Raw genomic sequence first — 19,700 nt, 5'->3', positions numbered from 1 at the left:
GATTTTTGACGATGCAGCCCATTTCAGGTACGCCGCCACGCCCTCCGGGTGAAGGCCCCGTCACGCCAAACGTTGCCGGTGAACAACCGCTATCCACGCAACAGCGCACCGTGCTGGAGCGACTGATCACGCGCCTGATTGCGCTGACTTCACAGCAAAACGCGGAAGTCTGGGCAGGGGTAAAGCATGATTTAGGCGTGAGGAACGACGCACCGCTGCAGTCGCGCCATTTTCCTGCGGCCGAGCAAAACCTGAACCAGCGTATTAATACCGCGCAGCAGAACCACACCACGCGCCAGATTGTCGCTCAGCTGACCGAGCTGCTGGGCCAGGGCAATAACCGCCAGGCGGTGAGCGATTTTATTCGCCAGCAGTATGGTCAGACCGCGCTGGGCCAGCTGACGCCCGACCAGCTCAAAACCGTGCTGACCCTGCTGCAGAACAACGAGCTGTCTATCCCGCAGCCTCAGGTGCGCCCGGCGACCGAGCGTCCGCTGCTGCCTGCCGAGCACAACACGCTCAAGCAGATGGTGACGAAGCTGGCTGCGGCCACCGGCGAACCGACGAAGCTTATCTGGCAATCCATGCTGGAGCTGTCCGGCGTGAAGGCGGGTGAGCTGATCCCGGCCAAACAGTTTACGCATCTGGTGACCTGGCTCCAGGCGCGCCAGACGCTCAGCACCCAGAATACCCCTACCCTGCATACCGTCCAGGCGGCACTGAAGCAGCCGCTTGAGCCGCACGAGTTTGAAGTCATCCGGGATTACGCCCAGCAAAACTGGCAGGCCACGCCGCAAACGGTTCTGACCACCGCGCAGGTGCAGGATCTGCTCAATCAAATCTTCGTTCGCCGCGCCGAGCGCGAGGGCGGCGTGCCGGAGGTGAGAAATATTCAGCCAATCTACAGCCCGCTGTTTGCGCCAGTCGTGGAGACGTTCAGAACGCTCTCTGCGCGTCCGGGATTAATGTTTATTGCGCTACTGATTGCGCTGGCGATTTTCTGGCTGGTTGCTTAACACTGCCGGGTGGCGGCTTCACCTTACCCGGCCTACGGCTAGTGCGATTGTAGGCCCGGTAAGCGAAGCGCCACCGGGCAAAAACTACGATCTGCGAAACGCCACCAGCGTCACCACGATCCCAACCACCGCAGAAACCGCACCGGCCAGAAAGACGGACGGATAACCGAACGAGGTGGCTAACACCCCGGCCAGCGGCCCGGTTACCCCGTATGAGATATCCTGAAAGGCCGCATAGCCGCCCAGCGCCGTACCGCGCACCTGTGGGGCCACGCGCTTCACCACTTCAACGCCCAGGGCCGGGAAGATCAGTGAACAGCCGCACCCAGTCAGCGCCGCACCAAGCAGCGCAACGGAGGCCACGGGTGCATTCCACAGCAGCAGCAGACCGATGGTTTCAATCACCAGCGACGCCACCGCCACCTTCACGCCGCCAAAGCGATCCGGCATCCAGCCGAAAAGCACGCGCATCAGCACAAACGCGCCGCCAAACGCGGTGAGCGTAAAACCGGCCATCGCCCAGCCGCGGCTCATAAAATAGAGCGAGACGAAGGTACCAATCACCGCAAAACCCACGCCCTGCAGCGCCAGGCCAAGACCCGGCTGCCAGATCTGGCCAACCACGCTCCACAGGGAAGGACGCTCGCCTTTGTGCGCGGGCACTTTACGCACCGAGCCGTTAAACGCCCACGCCAGCAGGGGTAAAGCCATCGTGGTGGCAGCCAGCGCCGCAAATCCAAACTGGCTATTGATCAGCAGCCCAAGCGGTGCGCCTGCGGCCAGCGCGCCATAGATGGCCATACCGTTCCAGGACATCACCTTGCCGGAGCGTGCCGGCCCCACCAGACCCATTCCCCAGGTCAGGGTGCCGGTCAGCAGCTGGCTTTCACCAAAGCCCAGGATTAAGCGGCCCAGCACCAGCAGCGCAAACTTATACGCGGCGTCTACCGGCAGGAGAGAAGCCAGCAGCCATGCGCCGCCCGCCAGCCCACAGGCAAACATCCCCTGTAGCGCCGAGCGTTTTGCACCGTGCTGATCCGCCAGCCGTCCGGCGTAACCGCGGGTCAATACCGTGGCTAAAAACTGAATGCCCACGGCAATGCCGACCATGGTGTTGCCATAGCCCAGCTCCTGATGAACGAACAGCGGGATCACCGGCAGCGGCAGGCCGACGGTCATATAGGTCAGAAATACCGCGAAAGCGATACGGAACAGCGAGACGTTCGCTGAAGGGGTTGTTTCTGTTTGAGTTACTGCAGTCATGCTTTACTCCGAAATGAAGAGTAAGGCGAGGAAATGCCACGCCCCCTCTACCTGATTATCAGGATTAAGGTGCGTTGGTTGACGTTAAACGCTTACGCATTATCGTGAGGATAATGTTGAGGGGTGAAGTTTGCCTGTGAGATCAGCCGCTTGTCAATGCATAAAAAAAGGGAGCCTTATGGCTCCCTTCCGGAATCAAACGTAAAACTTATGCTTTCAGCTTACGCATAACCAGCGTGGCGTTGGTGCCACCGAAGCCGAAGCTGTTTGACATGACGGTGGTCAGCGTCGCTTCCGTTGGTTTGGTCACGATGTTCAGGCCAGCAGCCTGCTCGTCCATCTCATCGATGTTGATGCTTGGCGCGATAAAGCCGTTTTCCAGCATCAGCAGAGAGTAGATCGCTTCCTGCACGCCAGCCGCCCCCAGAGAGTGACCGGTCATGGCTTTGGTCGCGGAGATTGCCGGGCTGTTGTCGCCGAAGACTTCACGGATCGCACCCAGCTCTTTCACGTCGCCTACCGGAGTAGAGGTACCGTGGGAGTTCAGGTAGTCGATTGGGGTGTCAACGCCGTGCATCGCCATCTTCATGCAGCGCACCGCGCCTTCGCCGGATGGCGCAACCATGTCGGCGCCGTCAGACGTTGCACCGTAGCCCACGATTTCAGCGTAGATGTGCGCGCCACGTGCCAGGGCATGCTCCAGCTCTTCAACCACAACCATACCGCCGCCGCCCGCGATAACGAAACCGTCACGGTGTGCATCATAGGTACGGGAGGCTTTATCCGGGGTTTCATTGTACTTGGTGGACAGTGCGCCCATCGCGTCGAATTCACAGGCCATTTCCCAGCCCAGCTCTTCGCCGCCGCCAGCAAATACGATGTCCTGTTTACCCAGTTGGATCTGCTCAACAGCATTACCGATGCAGTGTGCGGAAGTCGCACACGCGGAGCTGATGGAGTAGTTCACACCGTGGATTTTGAATGGGGTCGCCAGGCACGCGGAAACCGCAGAACCCATGGCTTTGGTGACCACGTACGGACCTACTGCTTTCAGACCACGCGGGCTACGCATTGCGTCAGCGCCGAATACCTGCGCTTTTGATGAGCCGCCAGAACCGGCGATCAGACCCACGCGCGGGTTGTTCTGATAAACCTCTTCGCTCAGGCCGGAATCCTTGATCGCTTCCTGCATGGAGAGATAAGCATAAATAGAGGCATCGTTCATGAAACGAACCACTTTGCGGTCAATCAAACCGGTGGTGTCCAGTTTGACGTTACCCCATACGTGGCTACGCATACCTGAATCTTTAAACTCTTCAGAGAAAGTGATCCCGGAGCGTCCTTCACGCAGAGATGCCAGGACTTCCTGCTGGTTATTACCGATGCTGGAAACAATGCCCAGGCCAGTAATCACTGCACGTTTCATTCAATACCTCTGTAAGTCGCACTATAGTAAGTTTCGAGTCGCACAATAGCGTACACTTGTACGCCGAACAAGTCCGATCAGACATTTTCTGCGGAAATTTGCACCGATGGACTCACATCGTTAAGATCGTGCCACTGCCTGTCAGACGAGTAACTTACGTGAAACAAAACGCTATACAACCCGCCAACCTCGAATTCAACGCTGAGGGTACACCTGTTTCCCGAGATTTTGATGACGTCTATTTTTCTAATGATAACGGACTCGAAGAAACTCGCTATGTTTTCCTCGACGGAAACCAGCTCAGCACCCGCTTCCCGGAGCATCCGCGGAGCCTGTTTGTGGTCGCGGAAAGCGGATTCGGTACCGGGCTCAATTTTCTGACCCTTTGGCAGGCGTTTGACCAGTTTCACGCTGCCCACCCTGAGGCTACGCTACAAAGATTACATTTCATCAGTTTCGAAAAATTCCCGCTCACCGCGCACGATCTGCGGCTCGCTCATCAGCGCTGGCCAGAGCTTGCAGCCTGGGCGGAGCAGCTTCAGGCGCAGTGGCCACCCCACATCGGCGGCTGCCACCGTCTGATTCTGGAAGGCGGACGCGTGACGCTGGATTTATGGCTTGGCGACATCATTGACCTGACCGATACGCTCGATGACTCGATGAATCAGACGGTGGACGCGTGGTTCCTTGACGGCTTTGCCCCCGCCAAAAACCCGGACATGTGGAGCCAGCATCTGTTTAGCGCGATGGCGCGGCTGGCGCGCCCGGGCGCAACGCTTGCCACCTTCACCTCGGCAGGCTTTGTCCGCCGCGGGCTGCAGGAGGCGGGCTTTACCATGCAGAAAACCAAAGGTTTTGGTCGCAAGCGCGACATGCTGGTCGGCAGAATGGAGCAGACGCTGGATATCCCCGCAAGTGCCCCCTGGTTTGCACGCGGCGCCAGCGCATCCCGTGAAGTGGCGATAGTCGGGGGGGGGATCGCCAGCGCTCTGCTGTCTCTCGCGCTTCTCCACCGCGGCTGGCAGGTCACGCTCTACTGCGCTGACGATGCGCCAGCAAGCGGCGCGTCCGGCAACCGTCAGGGGGCGCTCTATCCGCTTTTAAGCGCGCACGACCCGGCCCTGTTCCGGTTTTTCCCGGCGGCATTTACCTTCGCTCGTCGCCTGTACGATATCCTGCCGGTGGCGTTTGACCATGACTGGTGCGGCGTGACGCAGCTCGGCTGGGATGAAAAGAGCCAGCAAAAAATCACGCAGATGCTGTCGCTGGGTCTGCCTGACGAGATTGCCCGTGCGGTAAGTGCGCAAGAGGTGGCAGAGACCGCTGGCGTGGAAACCGGGTGTGGGGGCATTCAGTATCCACTCGGCGGCTGGCTGTGCCCGGCTGAACTGACCGCGGCGGTCATTGCCCTGGTGCAGTCGCGCGGGCTGACGGCGCATTATGCTCACAAGGTTGAATCGTTGAGCCGGACAGAACGCTGGAATCTGCGTTTTGCCGATGGCAAAGAGGCGAGTCATGCCAGCGTTGTGCTGGCAAACGGGCATCACATCAGCCAGTTTATCCAGACAGAATCATTGCCGGTTTATCCGGTCGGCGGCCAGGTAAGCCATATTCCTTCCGCGCCCGAACTGAGCAAACTGCGTCAGGTGCTGTGCTATGACGGCTATCTGACGCCGCAAAATCCGTCTAACGGCCACCACTGCATCGGGGCCAGCTACCATCGTGGCGAAGCGGATATGCGCTACAGCGAAGCGGATCAGGCCCAGAACCGCCAGCGCCTGATTGACTGTTTCCCGGATGCGGCGTGGGCGAGAGAGGTTGACGTCAGCGAGGGTGACGCGCGCTGCGGCGTGCGCTGCGCCACTCGCGACCATTTGCCGATGGCGGGAAATGTGCCGGACTACGATGCGACGCTTGAGGCCTATCAGGATCTTGCTGATAACCGGGATAACGCGGTAAGCGCGCCGGTTTATCCGGAGCTGTTTATACTGGGTGGATTAGGATCTCGCGGGCTCTGTTCCGCACCGCTACTGGCAGAAGTGTTAGCCGCACAAATGAGCGGCGAGCCGATGCCGCTGGACAGGGTTACGCTTGCAGGGCTGAATCCGAATCGCTTGTGGGTACGGAAACTGCTGAAGGGGAAGAAGGTTAAGTAAGGTGCGGTCTGGTGCCCTCACCCTAACCCTCTCCCACAGGGAGAGGGGATATTCACAGGCCCGGTAAGCGCAGCGCCACCGGGTGAAATACGATGACTTAGCGTTTAGCCTGCTGGAACAAAGTGTCCCACATGCCCAGCACCAGCGACTGGTCGCGCGGCGAGAGCTCCCCGGCCAGAATGGCTTTTTCCAGGCTGCGAGTGACTTCAGCGTGAACGGCGTCGGCAGAGTGATCGTCCCCCGCTTCCAGCTCGGCTACCGCGAGCGTCAGGTGACCACGCAGATAACCGCTGGCGAACAGCTCATCATCACTGGCGTGTTCCACCATGTCATCAATTAACGCCAGAATGCGTGATTCAAATTCTGCGATCATCTTCTTTCCTCTGTTAAAGATCTTCCGGCCAAGGGAAGCATTCCGCCGTGATAACCGGCGTGTGGTAATAATTCTGTAAGGCCTCGATCAGGCGTGCCGGACGTTCCGGGATGCCTTTCTCAAGATATTCCATCACCTGCGCGTGAACGCGGCGCTGGAAGACGATACGGTCTGGCTCGAAGTCGCCTTCGAGGTTGTCACAGCTGACGTTGAACGGGAAACCCGCCGCGACGCAGAATAGCCATTCCAGTGCCTGCGGCTTCACTTCCACATCTTCAAACTGGCCCTGAGTGGCGGCATCACGTCCGTCCGGGCAGTACCAGTAACCGAAGTCCACCAGCTCGCGCCGCGCTTTCCCCGCAATGCACCAGTGCGAAATCTCGTGCAAGCCGCTGGCATAAAAGCCGTGGGCAAAGACGATGCGGTTATACGGAACCTCCGCATCAGCAGGAAGATAGATCGGTTCGTCGTCGCCTTTAATCAGACGGGTATTAAAATCGTCGGCAAAACAGCCGTCGAAAATCTCAATCAGCTGTTCGTATTTATGAGTACTGTTCATTAGTGCATCCCCAACCAGGTGAGGATCTCCTGTCCATGGCTGTCATAAAGAAGTTTGGCGCTCATTACGGCCGAGACGATGACGATCATCGGGCGAATAAGTTTTTGTCCTTTGCTTAATACCAGACGCGAGCCCGCGCGCGCGCCCAGGAACTGCCCTGCCATCATCACAAATCCGGTTGCCCAGATAACCTTGCCGCCGATGATAAACAGCAGCAGGCCGCCGACGTTTGAGGTCGCGTTGAGCACTTTGGCATGGGCGGTGGATTTGGCGAGGTTAAACCCGGCCAGCGTCACGAACGCCAGCGCATAAAATGAACCCGCCCCCGGCCCGAAGAAACCGTCGTAAAAACCCACGCTGCCCCCGGCAATCAGGGCAAACGGCAGGCCGTACAGGCGACGCTGGCGGTCTTCTTCACCGAGCTTTGGCATCAGCAAGAAGTAAAGCCCGATGCAGATGACCAGAATCGGCAGGATCTGGCGCAAAATATCGGACTGCACGTGCTGAACCAGCAGCGCGCCCGACGTGGAGCCGATAAAGGTCATCAGGATATTGAGCTTCTGATCGGCAAGGCTCACCACCTTGCGGCGGATAAAATAGAGCGACGCCGAGAGCGAACCGCCGCAGGCCTGCAGCTTGTTGGTGGCAAGCGCCTGCGCCGGGCTCATGCCCGCCGCCAGCAGCGCGGGCACGGTTAACAACCCGCCGCCGCCCGCGAGCGCGTCGATAAAACCGGCCAGCATGGCCACAAAGAACAGCACCACCAGCAGCAGCGGCGACACCATAAACAGATCGACGAAATTATCCATTAAAGTACATGCTCATCCAGTAGCGCCTGGCAGGAAGGCGGCAACGGAGGCGGTGTCTTCTTCTCAGGCTTAGAGGTTCCAGGTTTTGACGGCTCAAACCAGCTTTGCAGTTCCGCACCGCAGCCATCGCCTGGCGGTGGTAGCGGCTGATCTTCACATTCCAGGCTATTCGCCGGGCAGCGCAGACGAACGTGCATGTGCGCACGATGCTGGAACCACGGGCGCACTTTGCGCAGCCAGTCGCGATCGGTTCCTGCATCCAGGCAGAGCTGCTGCTTGATGGCCGGGTTAACGAAAATCCGCGTGACGTCGTTATCTTCTGCCGCCAGCTTGATCATGCTGGATACATCCCGCGTCCACAGGGACGGCACAACGCGCTTACCGTCGCTCGCCACCAGGTCCAGCGCCTGCGGTTTCAGCAGTTGGGCGGAGGTCCAGCGCGTTTTCGGCAGCTGCAGGAAGATATCGACATCCAGTCCGGTCTGGTGGCTGGCGTGTCCACCGTTAAAGCGACCGCCGGCAGGCATCCCCATATCGCCAATCAGCATCGTGCCCAGCCCAAGGTTATGCACCTGGTTTCCCAGACGCTGGATGAACAGCACCAGGTCCGGGTGGCCGAAATAACGCCGCTGATCGGTGCGCATCACCTGATAGGTATCAGACTGGAGAGGAAGCTCCTGGGCACCGACGATACAGCCGTTGGAAAAGGCGCCAATGGACTGCGCGCTCCCCGCCACCGGATGAGTGATTTTTTGCCATGGCGTCGCGGCCAGACTGGCTCCACTGGCGAGCAGCGCCAGCAGAGCAATTGCGGTTTTTTTCATGTTTACCAGCGTGGAATGGTGGTCGTCACATCCGCATTCTGCGCGCGCTGGCGCAGGAAGTGATCCATCAGCACGATCGCCAGCATCGCTTCTGCGATCGGCACCGCGCGGATCCCCACGCACGGATCGTGACGTCCTTTGGTGATCATCTCAACTTCTTCGCCATCGCGGTTAATCGTGTGGCCCGGCACGGTGATGCTGGAAGTTGGCTTCAGCGCGATGTTGGCAACAATCTGCTGCCCGCTGCTGATACCGCCCAGGATGCCGCCCGCATGGTTGCTCTGGAAGCCCGCTTTCGTAATCTCATCGCGGTTTTGGCTGCCGCGAAGCTGAACCACGTCAAAGCCGTCGCCAATCTCTACGCCCTTCACCGCGTTGATGCTCATCAGCGCGTGGGCAATGTCGGCGTCGAGACGGTCGAATACCGGCTCGCCCCAGCCAGCCGGGACGCCGTCAGCTACCACGGTCACTTTCGCGCCAATGGAGTCGCCCTCTTTTTTCAGGCCACGCATCAGTTCGTCCAGCGCCTCAAGCTTGTCGGCATCGGCGCAGAAGAACGGGTTTTGTTCAACCTGATCCCAGTCTTTGATCGCCAGCGGAATGTCGCCCATCTGGGTCAGACAGCCGCGGATAACGATGCCAAATTTCTGCTGCAGGTATTTCTTAGCAATCGCCCCTGCCGCCACGCGCATCGCGGTTTCACGCGCGGAAGAACGTCCGCCGCCGCGATAGTCGCGGAAGCCGTACTTTTGTTCGTAGGTGTAGTCGGCGTGGCCCGGACGGAAGACGTCTTTGATGGCGCCGTAGTCCTGGGAGCGCTGATCGGTGTTTTCGATCAGCAGGCCAATGCTGGTCCCGGTAGTGCGCCCTTCAAAGACGCCGGAGAGAATTTTGACCTGGTCCGGCTCGCGACGCTGCGTGGTGTAGCGAGAGGTGCCCGGGCGACGACGGTCGAGGTCGTGCTGTAAATCGGCTTCGGTCAGTTCGATGCCTGGCGGTACGCCATCAACGATACAGCCCAGCGCCAGCCCGTGCGACTCGCCAAAGGTGGTCACGCGGAATACCTGTCCAATACTGTTTCCTGCCATCACGGCTCCGATGTTGTAGTTTGTGTTTGAGCGTTGTGAAACGGGCCGAAGCCCGTTGGATTAATCTTTATAGATGCTGAAGTGTTCGCGCGCGCCGAGCAGCTGCGCTTTAGTCAGCATAAAGACGCCGTCACCGCCGTTGTCGAACTCAAGCCAGGTGAACGGCACATCCGGGTACTGCTCTATCAGATGTACCATGCTGTTGCCCACTTCACAAATCAGAACGCCGTCGTCGGTCAGGTAATCCGGCGCGCAGGCCAGAATGCGGCGGGTCAGCTTCAGGCCGTCAGAGCCTGACGCCAGACCCAGCTCCGGCTCGTGACGGTATTCGTTCGGCAGATCGGACATGTCTTCCGCATCGACGTACGGCGGGTTTGTGACGATCAGATCGTACTGCAGCGTCGGCAGATCGCGGAACAGGTCAGAGCGAATTGGCGTAACGTGATGGATGAGCCCATGCTCTTCGATGTTGTGCTCGGTCACGGCCAGCGCGTCGGTGGAGATATCTACCGCGTCCACTTCCGCTTCCGGGAAGGCGTACGCGCAGGCAATCGCGATGCAGCCGCTGCCGGTACACATATCCAGAATGTGCTGCGGCTGATGGCCAATCAGACCTTCAAAGTGGTTGTTGATCAGCTCGCCAATCGGCGAGCGCGGCACCAGCACGCGTTCATCGACATAGAACTCGTGGCCGCAGAACCAGGCTTTGTTGGTCAGGTAGGCGACCGGAATGCGCTCGTTCACGCGGCGGATCACGCGCTCAACGATGCGGTGTTTTTCGCTGGAAGTCAGGCGCGCGGTGCGCATGTCTTCCGGAATATCCAGCGGCAGGTAGAGAGACGGCAGCACCAGCTGCACGGCTTCATCCCACGGGTTATCGGTACCGTGACCGTACCAGATATTGGCGGCGCTGAAGCGGCTAACCGACCAGCGCAACATGTCCTGTATGGTATGCAGCTCGTTTACTGCTTCATCGACAAATATTTTATCCACTCTTTCCTCCAGGGCATGCTCGCATAATTTTCGGCGGCTAGTTTGCCATGAAGACGGCGATAAATCAGCAATGACGCGTCGCGCTTGAGGTTAAAAAATGCGTTTAGTCGGGTACACTGTCGGAAATACGAGATGAGAATGACGAATGAAAAAGAAAACATCGCTCAGCGAGGAGGATCAGGCGCTCTTCCGTCAGCTGATGACCGGGACGCGTAAAATCACGCAGGACACCATCGTCCATCGCCCGCTGCGTAAAAAAATCAGCGAAGTACCGGTCAAGCGTCTTCTGCAGGAGCAGGCCGATAACAGCCACTATTTTTCAGATGAATTTCAGCCGCTGCTCAACACGCAAGGGGCTGTGAAGTACGTACGCGAAGACGTCAGCCATTTTGAGCTGAAAAAATTACGCCGCGGAGATTATTCGCCGGAGCTGTTTCTCGATCTGCACGGTTTAACGCAGATGCAGGCGAAACAGGAGCTGGGGGCGTTGATCGCCGCCTGTCGCCGTGAACATGTTTTTTGCGCCTGCGTGATGCACGGCCACGGTAAACATATCCTTAAGCAACAAACGCCGCTGTGGCTGGCTCAGCACCCACACGTAATGGCTTTTCATCAGGCACCGAAAGAATACGGCGGAGATGCCGCGTTGCTGGTGTTGATTGAAGTGGAAGAGTGGCAGCCGCCAGAGTTGCCCTGACAGAATGGCGGGAAGCACATTGCGCCCCGCCATATCGCACGTCACGTCAGATAGCTTTTGCCATCTTCAGGTTGCACGGACTCATTTGCCAGTTGAAGACACCTTTGCCCGTTTCGTCGAGAGAAACATTGGCAATGGCGGATGTCGTGAACATCGGCGGGGTCTCGCCCGGGCACAGCTCAGATACCAGATAGCCAACCAGTGGCAGGTGGGAAATGACCAGCGCGGAAGCGACACCTTCATTGCACAGCGCCTGAAGATAAGCGCTGACAAGGCCTACATCGCCACACGGGGTGAGTTCAGGCAGAACATCCACACTGGTCGGCAGGTTCATACACTCCCCTACCACATCCAGCGTCTGTTCTGCACGCAGGAACGGACTCACCAGAACGCGTTCGATGTCCACTTTTTGACCGTTAAGCCAGGTCGCCATCAGACGAGATTCGTCGCAGCCACAGACGGTCAAAGGACGTACTGAGTCACTGGCGGCATCGAGTGCCGCGTCGCCGTGACGCATGATAAAAACTTGCATATTGCACCGCTTTTGTTAACCAGAATCACCGGCGTTAACTACCCGCGATAAATGCTAAGAGGTAGAAAACCCGATGGCCGGGCATTGTGCCTGATCCATTCGGTGAATGAAACGCTGTTTTTTACCTCAATGGCGTAAGTATAGTCAATCTCTGTTTACAAAATCGCCAGAACAGGTCCATTCACTTCAGGATTTACCCTTCTTTGACCTCAGCTTACGAGGACAGTTTCCCTTGCAGGCCAAAATGTCTGGCCGCGTTCCGCCATCTGCAATAATTCGTCACACGGTGTAAACCGTGGACCATATTGCGAAGCCAGACGTTGCAGGATAGCAACCACTTCACCCGCGCCGAGCGTATCCATGTAACGGAACGGGCCGCCAAGGAACGGCGGGAAACCAATGCCAAATACCGCGCCGATGTCACCATCGCGTGCACTCTTGATCACCTGCTCATCAAAGCAGCGCGCCGCTTCATTGAGCATCATCATCACGCAGCGCTCAGCGCACTGAACGGCGGACAGTTTTCCCTGACCTGTGGTCGAAATGAGTCCATATACCGAAGGGTCGACCTGTTTCCTGCTTTTACGCCCTTTCGCGCCGTAAAGATAGAAACCGCGTTCATTTTTTCTGCCTTTGCGATCGTCCTTCAAAATCGCAGAAACAATGTTTGCAGGTGGGCTAAAACGATCGCCATATGCAGCTTCCAGCACTGGTATAATTTTAGTGCCGGTGTCTATTCCTACCTCATCCAAAAGTTGGATTGGGCCAACGGGGAAACCAAACTTTACCAGCGCCTCGTCGACGTGCTCAATCTTCTCCCCTTCCGTCAGCAACCGCATTGCTTCATTAATGTAGGGAGCCAGAATGCGGTTGACGTAGAAGCCAGCTTTGTCCGCTACCACAATCGGGGTTTTGCCCTGTTTTTTCGCCAGCTTCACCACGGTGGCAACAGTTTGCGGACTGGTAGTCACGTGCGGAATAACTTCCACCAGCGGCATTTTTTCGACCGGGCTAAAGAAATGCAGCCCAATCACCTGCTCCGGGCGCGCGGCTTTCGCTGCGATATCGCCAATCGGTAATGACGACGTATTGGAGGCAAAAATGGTATGCGGGGCGCAATGTTGCTCAACGTCTGCCACCATCTGCTGCTTAAGCGCCAGATCTTCAAACACGGCTTCAATCACCAGATCGCGGTGCGCAAAACCACTGTAATCCGTCGTACCGGATATCATCGCCAGGGTTTTATCACGCTCGCTTGCCTTGATATGGCGGCGCTTGACCTTTTGATCAAGGTTCTGCCAGCTGTACTGTAGCGCGTGATTGATCCCCTTAGGATTAATGTCTTTGATTCGTACAGGCAATTTGCCTTTGCTGGCGGTAACAAAAGAGATTCCGCCACCCATGAGCCCCCCACCCAGTACGCCAATCGCACGCAGCGGAGCGGGCTGCGCCTCGCTGCCCGGATCTTTTTTCACGTCCGTGCTGGCGAAGAAGATGCTGCGCAGCGCCTGCGACTGCGGCGTCATCGCCAGTTCGCCAAAGGCTTTGGCCTCCGCGGCATAGCCGCTGCTGCTTCCCTGCGACAGCCCGGTCTCGATCACTTCGAGGATCCGCTTTGCCGCCGGGTAATTGCCTTTGGTTTTTTGTTCGGTCTTTTTGCCCACCATGTTGAACAGGAGCGTTCTTCCCAGCGGGCCGGCCAGTACGCGCTCACGTACCGGCAGAGGACGTTTTGCCTGACGCCCTTTCAGCGCAAGCTCAACGGCGGCCTCCAGCAAAATGGACTGCGGCACGACGTCATCGACCAGACCGGCTTTCAGCGCCTGACGGGCGCGCAGCTGTTTACCGGTTAAGATCATCTCCAGCGCCGTGCTGACGCCCACCAGGCGCGGCAGCCGTTGCGTTCCGCCGGAGCCAGGCAGCAGGCCCAGCTGCACTTCCGGCAGGCCCAGAATCGTTTTCGCATCGTCGGTGCAAATCCGGCTGTGGCAGGCCAGCGCCAGCTCAAGCCCACCGCCCAGACAGGCACCGTGGATCGCGGCAATAACCGGGATCGGCAGACCGTTGATCTCCGCCATCACCTGCTGGCCCTGACGCGCCAGCTCTTCGGCTTCCAGAGCGCTTTGCGCCCGGGCGATCATGTTGATATCCGCGCCGGCGATAAAGTTATCCGGCTTGGCAGAGATAAACACCAGACCACGAATCGCTTTGTTGTCGCGGATCTGCTTTAGCATCGCGCGCACCTGAACACCAAATTCGGCCTTCAGGGTATTCATCTTTTCATCAGGCACATCAATAGTGATAACGGCCACGTTATCGAGGCGAACCCTCAGATTAAATGCAGATGGCATATCCATTATTCAGCCTCCAGAACCATTGCTGCGCCAAGGCCACCCGCCGCACAGGCGGTAACGAGGCCAAACCCGCCGCCACGGCGACGGAGTTCATGTAATGTTTGCGTGATCATCCTCGCCCCTGTGGCGGCAAACGGATGACCGTAGGCGATAGAGCCGCCCAGCACGTTGAATTTACTCTGATCCACTTCGCCCGTGGCATGGGCGCGGCCCAGCACATCGCGCGCGAAACGCTCGCTTGCCAGCAGCTGTACGTTTGCCAGGGTTTGCGCGGCAAACGCTTCGTGCATATCAATCAGGGTTAAATCAGCCAGCGTCAGCCCCGCGCGCTCCAGCGCCAGCGGCGTGGACCACGCCGGACCTAACAGCATGTCCTGCCAGACATCAATGGCGGTGAAGGCATAGCTGCGTAGATAGCCCAGAGGAGTGATGCCCAGCTCCTTCGCGCGGGATTCGGTCATCAGGATCACGGCGGCGGCGCCATCCGTCAGCGGCGTACTGTTCGCCGCCGTCACCGTGCCGTGTTTGCGGTCAAACGCCGGGCGCAGTTTGGCGTAATCCGCCAGCGTTGAGGTGCCGCGAATATTGTTATCTTCCGCAAGCGGTTCACGGTAGGGGGGAATATAGGCGGTCATGACCTCGTCGGCCAGCTTGCCTTCCGACCAGGCTTTTGCCGCAAGCTGATGCGAGCGATGCGCCAGGGCATCCTGCTGTTCACGCGTAATGCCGTACGTTTTTGCCATCTGCTCGGCGGTATCGCCCATGCGCAGGCCGGTGGAGTATTCCGCGACGGCAGGTGGTACAGGCATGAGGTCGCGCAGGCGTAAACGCGAGAAGAGTTTGAGTTTCTGCCCCGTCGTGCGGGCTTTATTGGCATCCACCAGGATGCGCGCCAGCTTTTTACTGACCCCAATTGGCAGCACCGAAGAGGAGTCCGCTCCACCCGCAATCCCGGCGCGAATCGTGCCCGCCATCAGGCTTTCAGCGACGTTAGCCACAGCCTGGAAGCTGGTAGCGCAGGCGCGGCTGACGCTGTAGGCATCGGTATGCACGTTCATCCCGGTACCGAGGACGATTTCACGCGCAATATTGGGGGCTTCAGGCATCTGCACGACCTGACCGAATACCAGCTGTTCGATGACCTCAGGCGGAATTTCGCTGCGAGCCAGCATCTCCCCCACTACCATTTTCCCCAGGTCGACGGCCGGTATGCCATGAAACGCCGTTGCCTGACGCGCAAATGGCGTGCGTAATCCACTGACTATGGCAATGCGATCGCCCTGACGGGTAATAAGCGGTAATGCCTGACTCATAACACTCCCCTGTAAAAAATTTTCGCAAACATAAAGTGGTCTGACCTGATAATAGTCTTAACCATTTTTTTACATTCAGCCAATCGGGGAAACGAAAAAGTGCGAGCTAAAACACAGAGAAGAAAAAGAAAATGCCCCTGCATGGCAGAGGCATTTGTGCGGTTTGTTGCCGGGTGCGCAAGGTAAAAGCAAAACGGTAACCCACAGGTTACCGTTCTTAATGTTTGCACCCTCTCCCGTGGGAGAGGGTCGGGGTGAAGGCTTCAGGCCACAGAAATTAACGCAGGCCCAGCTGGAAAATCAGCGTTTCTGCTTCGCAGGCGAAGATAAAGTCGATGTCCAGCTTCACGCCGCCTTCCACTTCGGTAAAGGTAGACTTGATTTCACACGGATCGGATTCAACGTCACGCGCACGCTTGCTCAGCGCGGTCAGGGTCTCTTCCGCTTCGGCACGGTTGGTGAATACACGGCTGTAAGAGGCGGTGCAATCGGTGTTGTCCATGATAGTCCCAACATCCATACAGCAGCAAACCGGGGTTTCATCAGCACTGCATTTACTCATAGCTCAATTTCCTCTGTATTCGCGCAGCGCGCGAGATAGACACGATGCTGATATTTTACGCCCCGGAGCGGGCGCTCTCCAGCCGTTAATGGCGCAAAAGCGGATAAGTGACCAATATCACACTAAAAAATGATCTAAAACAAAAACCACCCTTTTGGGTGAGTCGTGATGGTCACAATTTTGCCAACCAGATCTCGTTTCACGAAACATGTTTGAAAATATTAATAAACAAACTTGCAACATTCCGGCTGGTCAGACCTATACTCTGGCCACTGGTCTGATTTGTCTGTCATACCTCAGACCCTACACTTCGCGCTCCTGTTACGGTATGTAACAATTATTGAATAAAAATAACTCAATGAGGTTATGGTCATGAGCCAGAAAACCCTGTTCAACAAGACTGCGCTGGCAGTCGCAGTGGCACTCGTCTCCACTTCCGCCTGGTCAGCGGGCTTTCAGTTAAACGAATTTTCTTCCTCTGGCCTTGGCCGTGCGTATTCCGGGGAAGGCGCTATCGCTGATGATGCGGGTAACGCGAGTCGTAACCCCGCGTTGATCATGATGTTTGATCGTCCGACTTTCTCTGCCGGTGCGGTTTATATCGATCCTGATGTCAACGTTTCTGGTAAGTCGCCTTACACGGGTGCGAGCCTTAAAGCGGACAATATTGCCCCAACAGCATGGATCCCAAACCTGCACTTCGTTGCGCCTATCAACGAACAGTTTGGCTGGGGTGCATCCGTAACGTCTAACTACGGTCTGGCTACCGAGTTCAATAACAACTACCCGGCTGGTGAATACGGCGGTAAAACAGACCTTACTACGCTGAACCTCAACCTGAGCGGTGCGTATCGCCTGAACGATAACTGGAGTTTTGGCCTGGGCTTTGATGCCGTCTATGCTGATGCCAAGATCGAACGTTATTCCGGAGAACAGACCGCTCGCCTGCCTAAAAACAGCAATAAAATTGCCAGTCTTGAAGGTGATGAGTGGGGCTATGGCTGGAACGCCGGTATCCTGTACGAGCTGGACAAAAACAACCGTTGGGGCCTGACCTATCGTTCCGAAGTGAAAATTGACTTCGACGGCGATTACAAGAGCGGCATACTGAAGCCTGTGAACAATCTGGTTCCAGGTGCGGGCACCACTATTCCTTGGGGAACGTCCAACCAGACCGTTCCGGGTTCACTGTCACTGCATTTGCCAGAAATGTGGGAAGTCTCCGGTTACAACCGCGTTGCACCACAGTGGGCTATTCACTATAGCCTGGCCTATACCAGCTGGAGCCAATTCCAGGAGCTGAAAGCGACCGGAACCAATGGTCAAACGCTGTTCTATAAGGACGAAAGCTTCCACGACGCCTATCGTATCGCGTTGGGTACCACCTACTACTACGATAAGAACTGGACTTTCCGCTCCGGTATCGCATTTGACGACAGCCCGGTTCCGGCAGACAAACGTTCCATTTCCATTCCGGATCAGGACCGCTTCTGGTTAAGTGCTGGTGCGACCTATGCGTTGAACGAGAATGCATCCATCGATGCGGGCGTATCTTATATGCACGGTCAGAAAGTAACGTTCAAGGAAGGTCCGTACGAGTTTACCTCTGAAGGTAAAGCCTGGCTGTTCGGTACGAACTTCAACTACGCGTTCTAATCGCGCTGGAATCAAAAAAGGTGAGCATTGCTCACCTTTTTTATTTACTCCGAATCGATATCTTTTAGTTCGTTTTCGATCGCCTTCGCGTTTGGATTCTCTTCCGGCTTCAGCTTGCCGCCGTTGGCAATAAAGTCATGATTCTGGAAGTACGCTTCACGCACCATAATGTACGGGTCAGAAGACTGGCGCAGCAGACCATCAGAGTCGAGCAGTTGCGCGCGTGTTTCAATCCCTTCCACCGTCCATTTACCCACCGACAGCGGCCAGGTCAGCCACGACAGGACCGGATACAGCGTATCCACCATATCGCCGCCATCATCACGGAGGGTGAAGCTACCGTAGAACGGTAAATGCACGTACGGACCATACCCGACGCCATAGTGTCCCATCGTGCTGCCGAAACGGTGCGGCTGTTCACGCTGCAGTTTCTGGTTAGCCATACCTGCAACATCAATAAAGCCACCCATACCCAGAATGGAGTTCAGGAAGAAGCGGGTAAAGTGGACCATCCCCTGATACGGGTCGCCCTGCAGGAAGTAGTTCACCATTACCGCAGGCTCTTCGAGGTTGCTGGTAAAGTTACTTAACCCGTTACGCGCAGGTTGTGGAACATAATCGCGCCATGCTACTGCCACCGGACGAACCACATACGGGTCCAGTACGTTGTAGTTGAAGCTATACATTGAGCGGTTAAATCCTTCGAGAGGATCGGAGCGTCCCGTTTGCTCACCGGAGCTGGCGCAGCCCACAAGCATCGTCGCGCCAAGCGCAAGCGCCGACAGCCGAAGTTTCATAAATATCTCCCTGTTCAGTATGGCTATCGTTGATTGCCATCCGTAACGGAGCCGTTGACGCTCCGTCTGTAAACGTGCAAGCGATTGTAACAGCACGTTTACCGATGTCTATGAGCACAATTACGGGCAGTAACCACCGTGACTCTGATCTCAGCATAGCCTGGCTTTTGGAATTCGTTTCGCTGGCAATTTTATAATGACTTTGAAAGAGATGTATCACCTTTGTTGTCATTGCCGCCAATTTAAGAGCATCCCCACAGGCATCCCGATAAAAGCCGCTACGCTTAACAGAAAGATCAACCTCCGGGAGCAGATATGAAAGATGTAGGCGAAGAAAAAATTGGCCAGAGTACAGAGGAGCTTGAAATTGAAAGCGAGGAGAAAGCGCGCGGCGAGAAGATAGAAATTGATGAAGATCGCCTCCCCTCCCGCGCAATGGCTATCCACGAGCATATACGCCAGGATGGTGAAAAAGAGATGGAGCGCGACGCGATGGCCCTCTTCTGGTCAGCCATCGCTGCCGGGCTATCAATGGGCGCATCTCTGCTTGCAAAAGGGATATTTCATGTGCAGCTGGAAGGCGTACCCGGTGGATTTTTACTGGAAAACCTCGGCTATACCTTCGGCTTTATTATTGTCATCATGGCCCGCCAGCAGCTGTTTACCGAAAACACGGTGACCGCCGTTCTGCCGGTGATGCAAAACCCCACACTCGGTAATTTCGGTTTATTGATGCGGCTCTGGAGCGTGGTTCTGCTGGGTAATATCATCGGCACGGGCATCGCGGCATGGGCGTTTGAATATATGCCGATCTTTGATGAACCCACCCGGGATGCGTTTGTGAAAATCGGCATGGACGTAATGAAAAACACGCCGGTCGAGATGTTCTCAAACGCCATCATCTCTGGCTGGATTATCGCCACGATGGTCTGGATGTTTCCTTCAGCGGGAAGCGCCAAAATTGTGGTGATCATATTGATGACCTGGCTGATTGCGCTGGCGGACACCACGCATATTGTGGTCGGTACCGTTGAAATCCTGTATCTGGTCTTTAACGGTACGCTTCACTGGAGCGATTTCTTCTGGCCGTTTGCCCTTCCGACGCTGGCGGGAAACATTTGCGGCGGAACGTTTATCTTCGCGCTGTTAAGCCATGCCCAAATTCGTAACGACATGTCGAACAAACGCAAAGCTGAGCTTAAGGCACGGGAAAATGATGATAAATCGACAAAAAAATCGACCTGAATGGTGACTCTTTGAGCAGTCAGGCGGTGATGCGCTT

General features: G+C 56.7%; 18 protein-coding genes. 5 read left to right on the top strand and 13 right to left on the bottom strand.

Features of this window, described 5'->3' with window-relative positions:
- Positions 1-11 precede the first annotated feature (11 nt).
- Positions 12-1,016, top strand: coding sequence for a flagella biosynthesis regulator Flk (gene flk, locus ACERY3_RS11300; protein ID WP_023312569.1), 1,005 nt, complete (start codon positions 12-14; stop codon positions 1,014-1,016).
- A gap of 84 nt (positions 1,017-1,100) precedes the next feature.
- Here the strand turns inward: flk and ACERY3_RS11295 are convergent, their stop codons facing one another.
- Positions 1,101-2,279 (bottom strand): MFS transporter, encoded by a 1,179-nt coding sequence (locus ACERY3_RS11295; RefSeq protein WP_058841565.1) that lies wholly within the window; start codon positions 2,277-2,279, stop codon positions 1,101-1,103.
- A 208-nt stretch (positions 2,280-2,487) separates the two neighbouring features.
- Entirely contained in the window at positions 2,488-3,705 is a 1,218-nt protein-coding gene (gene fabB, locus ACERY3_RS11290) for a beta-ketoacyl-ACP synthase I (RefSeq protein WP_023336433.1), read from the bottom strand.
- Between the two features lie 158 nt (positions 3,706-3,863).
- Here fabB and mnmC point away from each other — a divergent pair, with 158 nt between their 5' ends.
- On the top strand, positions 3,864-5,861 hold the full coding sequence (gene mnmC / locus ACERY3_RS11285) for a bifunctional tRNA (5-methylaminomethyl-2-thiouridine)(34)-methyltransferase MnmD/FAD-dependent 5-carboxymethylaminomethyl-2-thiouridine(34) oxidoreductase MnmC (RefSeq protein WP_373225663.1): 1,998 nt from the start codon (positions 3,864-3,866) through the stop codon (positions 5,859-5,861).
- 97 nt (positions 5,862-5,958) lie between these two features.
- On the opposite strand, the gene ACERY3_RS11280 is transcribed toward mnmC, so the two are convergent.
- Genes ACERY3_RS11280 through prmB form a run of 6 tightly spaced genes read right to left on the bottom strand, consistent with a single transcriptional unit; the run spans position 5,959 to position 10,507 of the window.
- Complete coding sequence (locus tag ACERY3_RS11280; protein WP_033146100.1) at positions 5,959-6,234, bottom strand: YfcL family protein; 276 nt, start codon at positions 6,232-6,234, stop codon at positions 5,959-5,961.
- 13 nt (positions 6,235-6,247) lie between these two features.
- On the bottom strand, positions 6,248-6,793 hold the full coding sequence (locus ACERY3_RS11275; RefSeq protein ID WP_033146101.1) for an elongation factor P hydroxylase: 546 nt from the start codon (positions 6,791-6,793) through the stop codon (positions 6,248-6,250).
- Positions 6,793-7,602 (bottom strand): sulfite exporter TauE/SafE family protein, encoded by an 810-nt coding sequence (locus tag ACERY3_RS11270; protein WP_038417370.1) that lies wholly within the window; start codon positions 7,600-7,602, stop codon positions 6,793-6,795. Before ACERY3_RS11270 ends, ACERY3_RS11275 begins: the two co-directional genes overlap by 1 nt.
- On the bottom strand, positions 7,602-8,426 hold the full coding sequence (mepA, locus tag ACERY3_RS11265; RefSeq protein ID WP_058841567.1) for a penicillin-insensitive murein endopeptidase: 825 nt from the start codon (positions 8,424-8,426) through the stop codon (positions 7,602-7,604). Before mepA ends, ACERY3_RS11270 begins: the two co-directional genes overlap by 1 nt.
- Before the next feature lie 2 nt (positions 8,427-8,428).
- Positions 8,429-9,514, bottom strand: coding sequence for a chorismate synthase (gene aroC / locus ACERY3_RS11260; protein ID WP_045888688.1), 1,086 nt, complete (start codon positions 9,512-9,514; stop codon positions 8,429-8,431).
- 60 nt (positions 9,515-9,574) lie between these two features.
- Positions 9,575-10,507: a 50S ribosomal protein L3 N(5)-glutamine methyltransferase gene (prmB, locus tag ACERY3_RS11255; RefSeq protein WP_087823066.1), complete on the bottom strand. Its 933-nt coding sequence runs from the start codon at positions 10,505-10,507 to the stop codon at positions 9,575-9,577.
- Between the two features lie 145 nt (positions 10,508-10,652).
- On the opposite strand from prmB, the gene smrB reads away from it, so the two are divergent.
- Positions 10,653-11,204: an endonuclease SmrB gene (gene smrB / locus ACERY3_RS11250; protein WP_033146105.1), complete on the top strand. Its 552-nt coding sequence runs from the start codon at positions 10,653-10,655 to the stop codon at positions 11,202-11,204.
- A 46-nt stretch (positions 11,205-11,250) separates the two neighbouring features.
- On the opposite strand, the gene sixA is transcribed toward smrB, so the two are convergent.
- From sixA to ACERY3_RS11230, 4 genes are all read right to left on the bottom strand, one after another.
- Positions 11,251-11,736 carry a phosphohistidine phosphatase SixA gene (gene sixA / locus ACERY3_RS11245; protein WP_032659231.1) on the bottom strand — a complete coding sequence of 162 codons (486 nt, stop codon included), beginning with the start codon at positions 11,734-11,736 and terminating at the stop codon, positions 11,251-11,253.
- A 209-nt stretch (positions 11,737-11,945) separates the two neighbouring features.
- A complete protein-coding gene (fadJ, locus tag ACERY3_RS11240) occupies positions 11,946-14,093 on the bottom strand; it encodes a fatty acid oxidation complex subunit alpha FadJ (RefSeq protein ID WP_373225659.1) in 2,148 nt (715 codons plus the stop codon).
- Positions 14,093-15,403 (bottom strand): acetyl-CoA C-acyltransferase FadI, encoded by a 1,311-nt coding sequence (gene fadI, locus ACERY3_RS11235; RefSeq protein ID WP_087823068.1) that lies wholly within the window; start codon positions 15,401-15,403, stop codon positions 14,093-14,095. Before fadI ends, fadJ begins: the two co-directional genes overlap by 1 nt.
- A 277-nt stretch (positions 15,404-15,680) precedes the next feature.
- Positions 15,681-15,965: a YfcZ/YiiS family protein gene (locus ACERY3_RS11230; protein ID WP_045888684.1), complete on the bottom strand. Its 285-nt coding sequence runs from the start codon at positions 15,963-15,965 to the stop codon at positions 15,681-15,683.
- Positions 15,966-16,337: 372 nt separating this feature from the next.
- On the opposite strand from ACERY3_RS11230, the gene fadL reads away from it, so the two are divergent.
- Positions 16,338-17,621, top strand: coding sequence for a long-chain fatty acid transporter FadL (gene fadL, locus ACERY3_RS11225; RefSeq protein WP_033146109.1), 1,284 nt, complete (start codon positions 16,338-16,340; stop codon positions 17,619-17,621).
- A 44-nt stretch (positions 17,622-17,665) separates the two neighbouring features.
- On the opposite strand, the gene mlaA is transcribed toward fadL, so the two are convergent.
- On the bottom strand, positions 17,666-18,418 hold the full coding sequence (gene mlaA / locus ACERY3_RS11220) for a phospholipid-binding lipoprotein MlaA (RefSeq protein WP_023312585.1): 753 nt from the start codon (positions 18,416-18,418) through the stop codon (positions 17,666-17,668).
- Between the two features lie 315 nt (positions 18,419-18,733).
- Between mlaA and ACERY3_RS11215 the strand changes: the two genes are divergently transcribed.
- The gene (locus ACERY3_RS11215) at positions 18,734-19,663 is read left to right on the top strand and encodes a formate/nitrite transporter family protein (RefSeq protein WP_039263249.1); all 930 of its coding nucleotides are present in this window, start codon (positions 18,734-18,736) and stop codon (positions 19,661-19,663) included.
- Positions 19,664-19,700 lie beyond the last annotated feature (37 nt).

Source organism: Enterobacter cloacae complex sp. ESBL7 (assembly GCF_041679625.1).
GTDB classification, from domain to species: domain Bacteria; phylum Pseudomonadota; class Gammaproteobacteria; order Enterobacterales; family Enterobacteriaceae; genus Enterobacter; species Enterobacter asburiae_B.
Note: the sequence above shows the minus strand (reverse complement) of the source record. Positions and strands in the feature narration are given on the sequence as shown.

Excerpts from the sequence above, each read along its gene's own strand:
- flk (WP_023312569.1), top strand. The coding sequence starts at position 12 with ATGCAGCCCATTTCAGGTACGCCGCCACGCCCTCCGGGTGAAGGCCCC.
- fabB (WP_023336433.1), bottom strand. The coding sequence starts at position 3,705 with ATGAAACGTGCAGTGATTACTGGCCTGGGCATTGTTTCCAGCATCGGT.
- mepA (WP_058841567.1), bottom strand. The coding sequence starts at position 8,426 with ATGAAAAAAACCGCAATTGCTCTGCTGGCGCTGCTCGCCAGTGGAGCC.
- fadL (WP_033146109.1), top strand. The coding sequence starts at position 16,338 with ATGAGCCAGAAAACCCTGTTCAACAAGACTGCGCTGGCAGTCGCAGTG.
- fadI (WP_087823068.1), bottom strand. The coding sequence starts at position 15,403 with ATGAGTCAGGCATTACCGCTTATTACCCGTCAGGGCGATCGCATTGCC.
- sixA (WP_032659231.1), bottom strand. The coding sequence starts at position 11,736 with ATGCAAGTTTTTATCATGCGTCACGGCGACGCGGCACTCGATGCCGCC.
- aroC (WP_045888688.1), bottom strand. The coding sequence starts at position 9,514 with ATGGCAGGAAACAGTATTGGACAGGTATTCCGCGTGACCACCTTTGGC.
- ACERY3_RS11270 (WP_038417370.1), bottom strand. The coding sequence starts at position 7,602 with ATGGATAATTTCGTCGATCTGTTTATGGTGTCGCCGCTGCTGCTGGTG.
- fadJ (WP_373225659.1), bottom strand. The coding sequence starts at position 14,093 with ATGGATATGCCATCTGCATTTAATCTGAGGGTTCGCCTCGATAACGTG.
- ACERY3_RS11280 (WP_033146100.1), bottom strand. The coding sequence starts at position 6,234 with ATGATCGCAGAATTTGAATCACGCATTCTGGCGTTAATTGATGACATG.
- smrB (WP_033146105.1), top strand. The coding sequence starts at position 10,653 with ATGAAAAAGAAAACATCGCTCAGCGAGGAGGATCAGGCGCTCTTCCGT.
- ACERY3_RS11275 (WP_033146101.1), bottom strand. The coding sequence starts at position 6,793 with ATGAACAGTACTCATAAATACGAACAGCTGATTGAGATTTTCGACGGC.
- ACERY3_RS11230 (WP_045888684.1), bottom strand. The coding sequence starts at position 15,965 with ATGAGTAAATGCAGTGCTGATGAAACCCCGGTTTGCTGCTGTATGGAT.
- ACERY3_RS11295 (WP_058841565.1), bottom strand. The coding sequence starts at position 2,279 with ATGACTGCAGTAACTCAAACAGAAACAACCCCTTCAGCGAACGTCTCG.
- ACERY3_RS11215 (WP_039263249.1), top strand. The coding sequence starts at position 18,734 with ATGAAAGATGTAGGCGAAGAAAAAATTGGCCAGAGTACAGAGGAGCTT.
- mlaA (WP_023312585.1), bottom strand. The coding sequence starts at position 18,418 with ATGAAACTTCGGCTGTCGGCGCTTGCGCTTGGCGCGACGATGCTTGTG.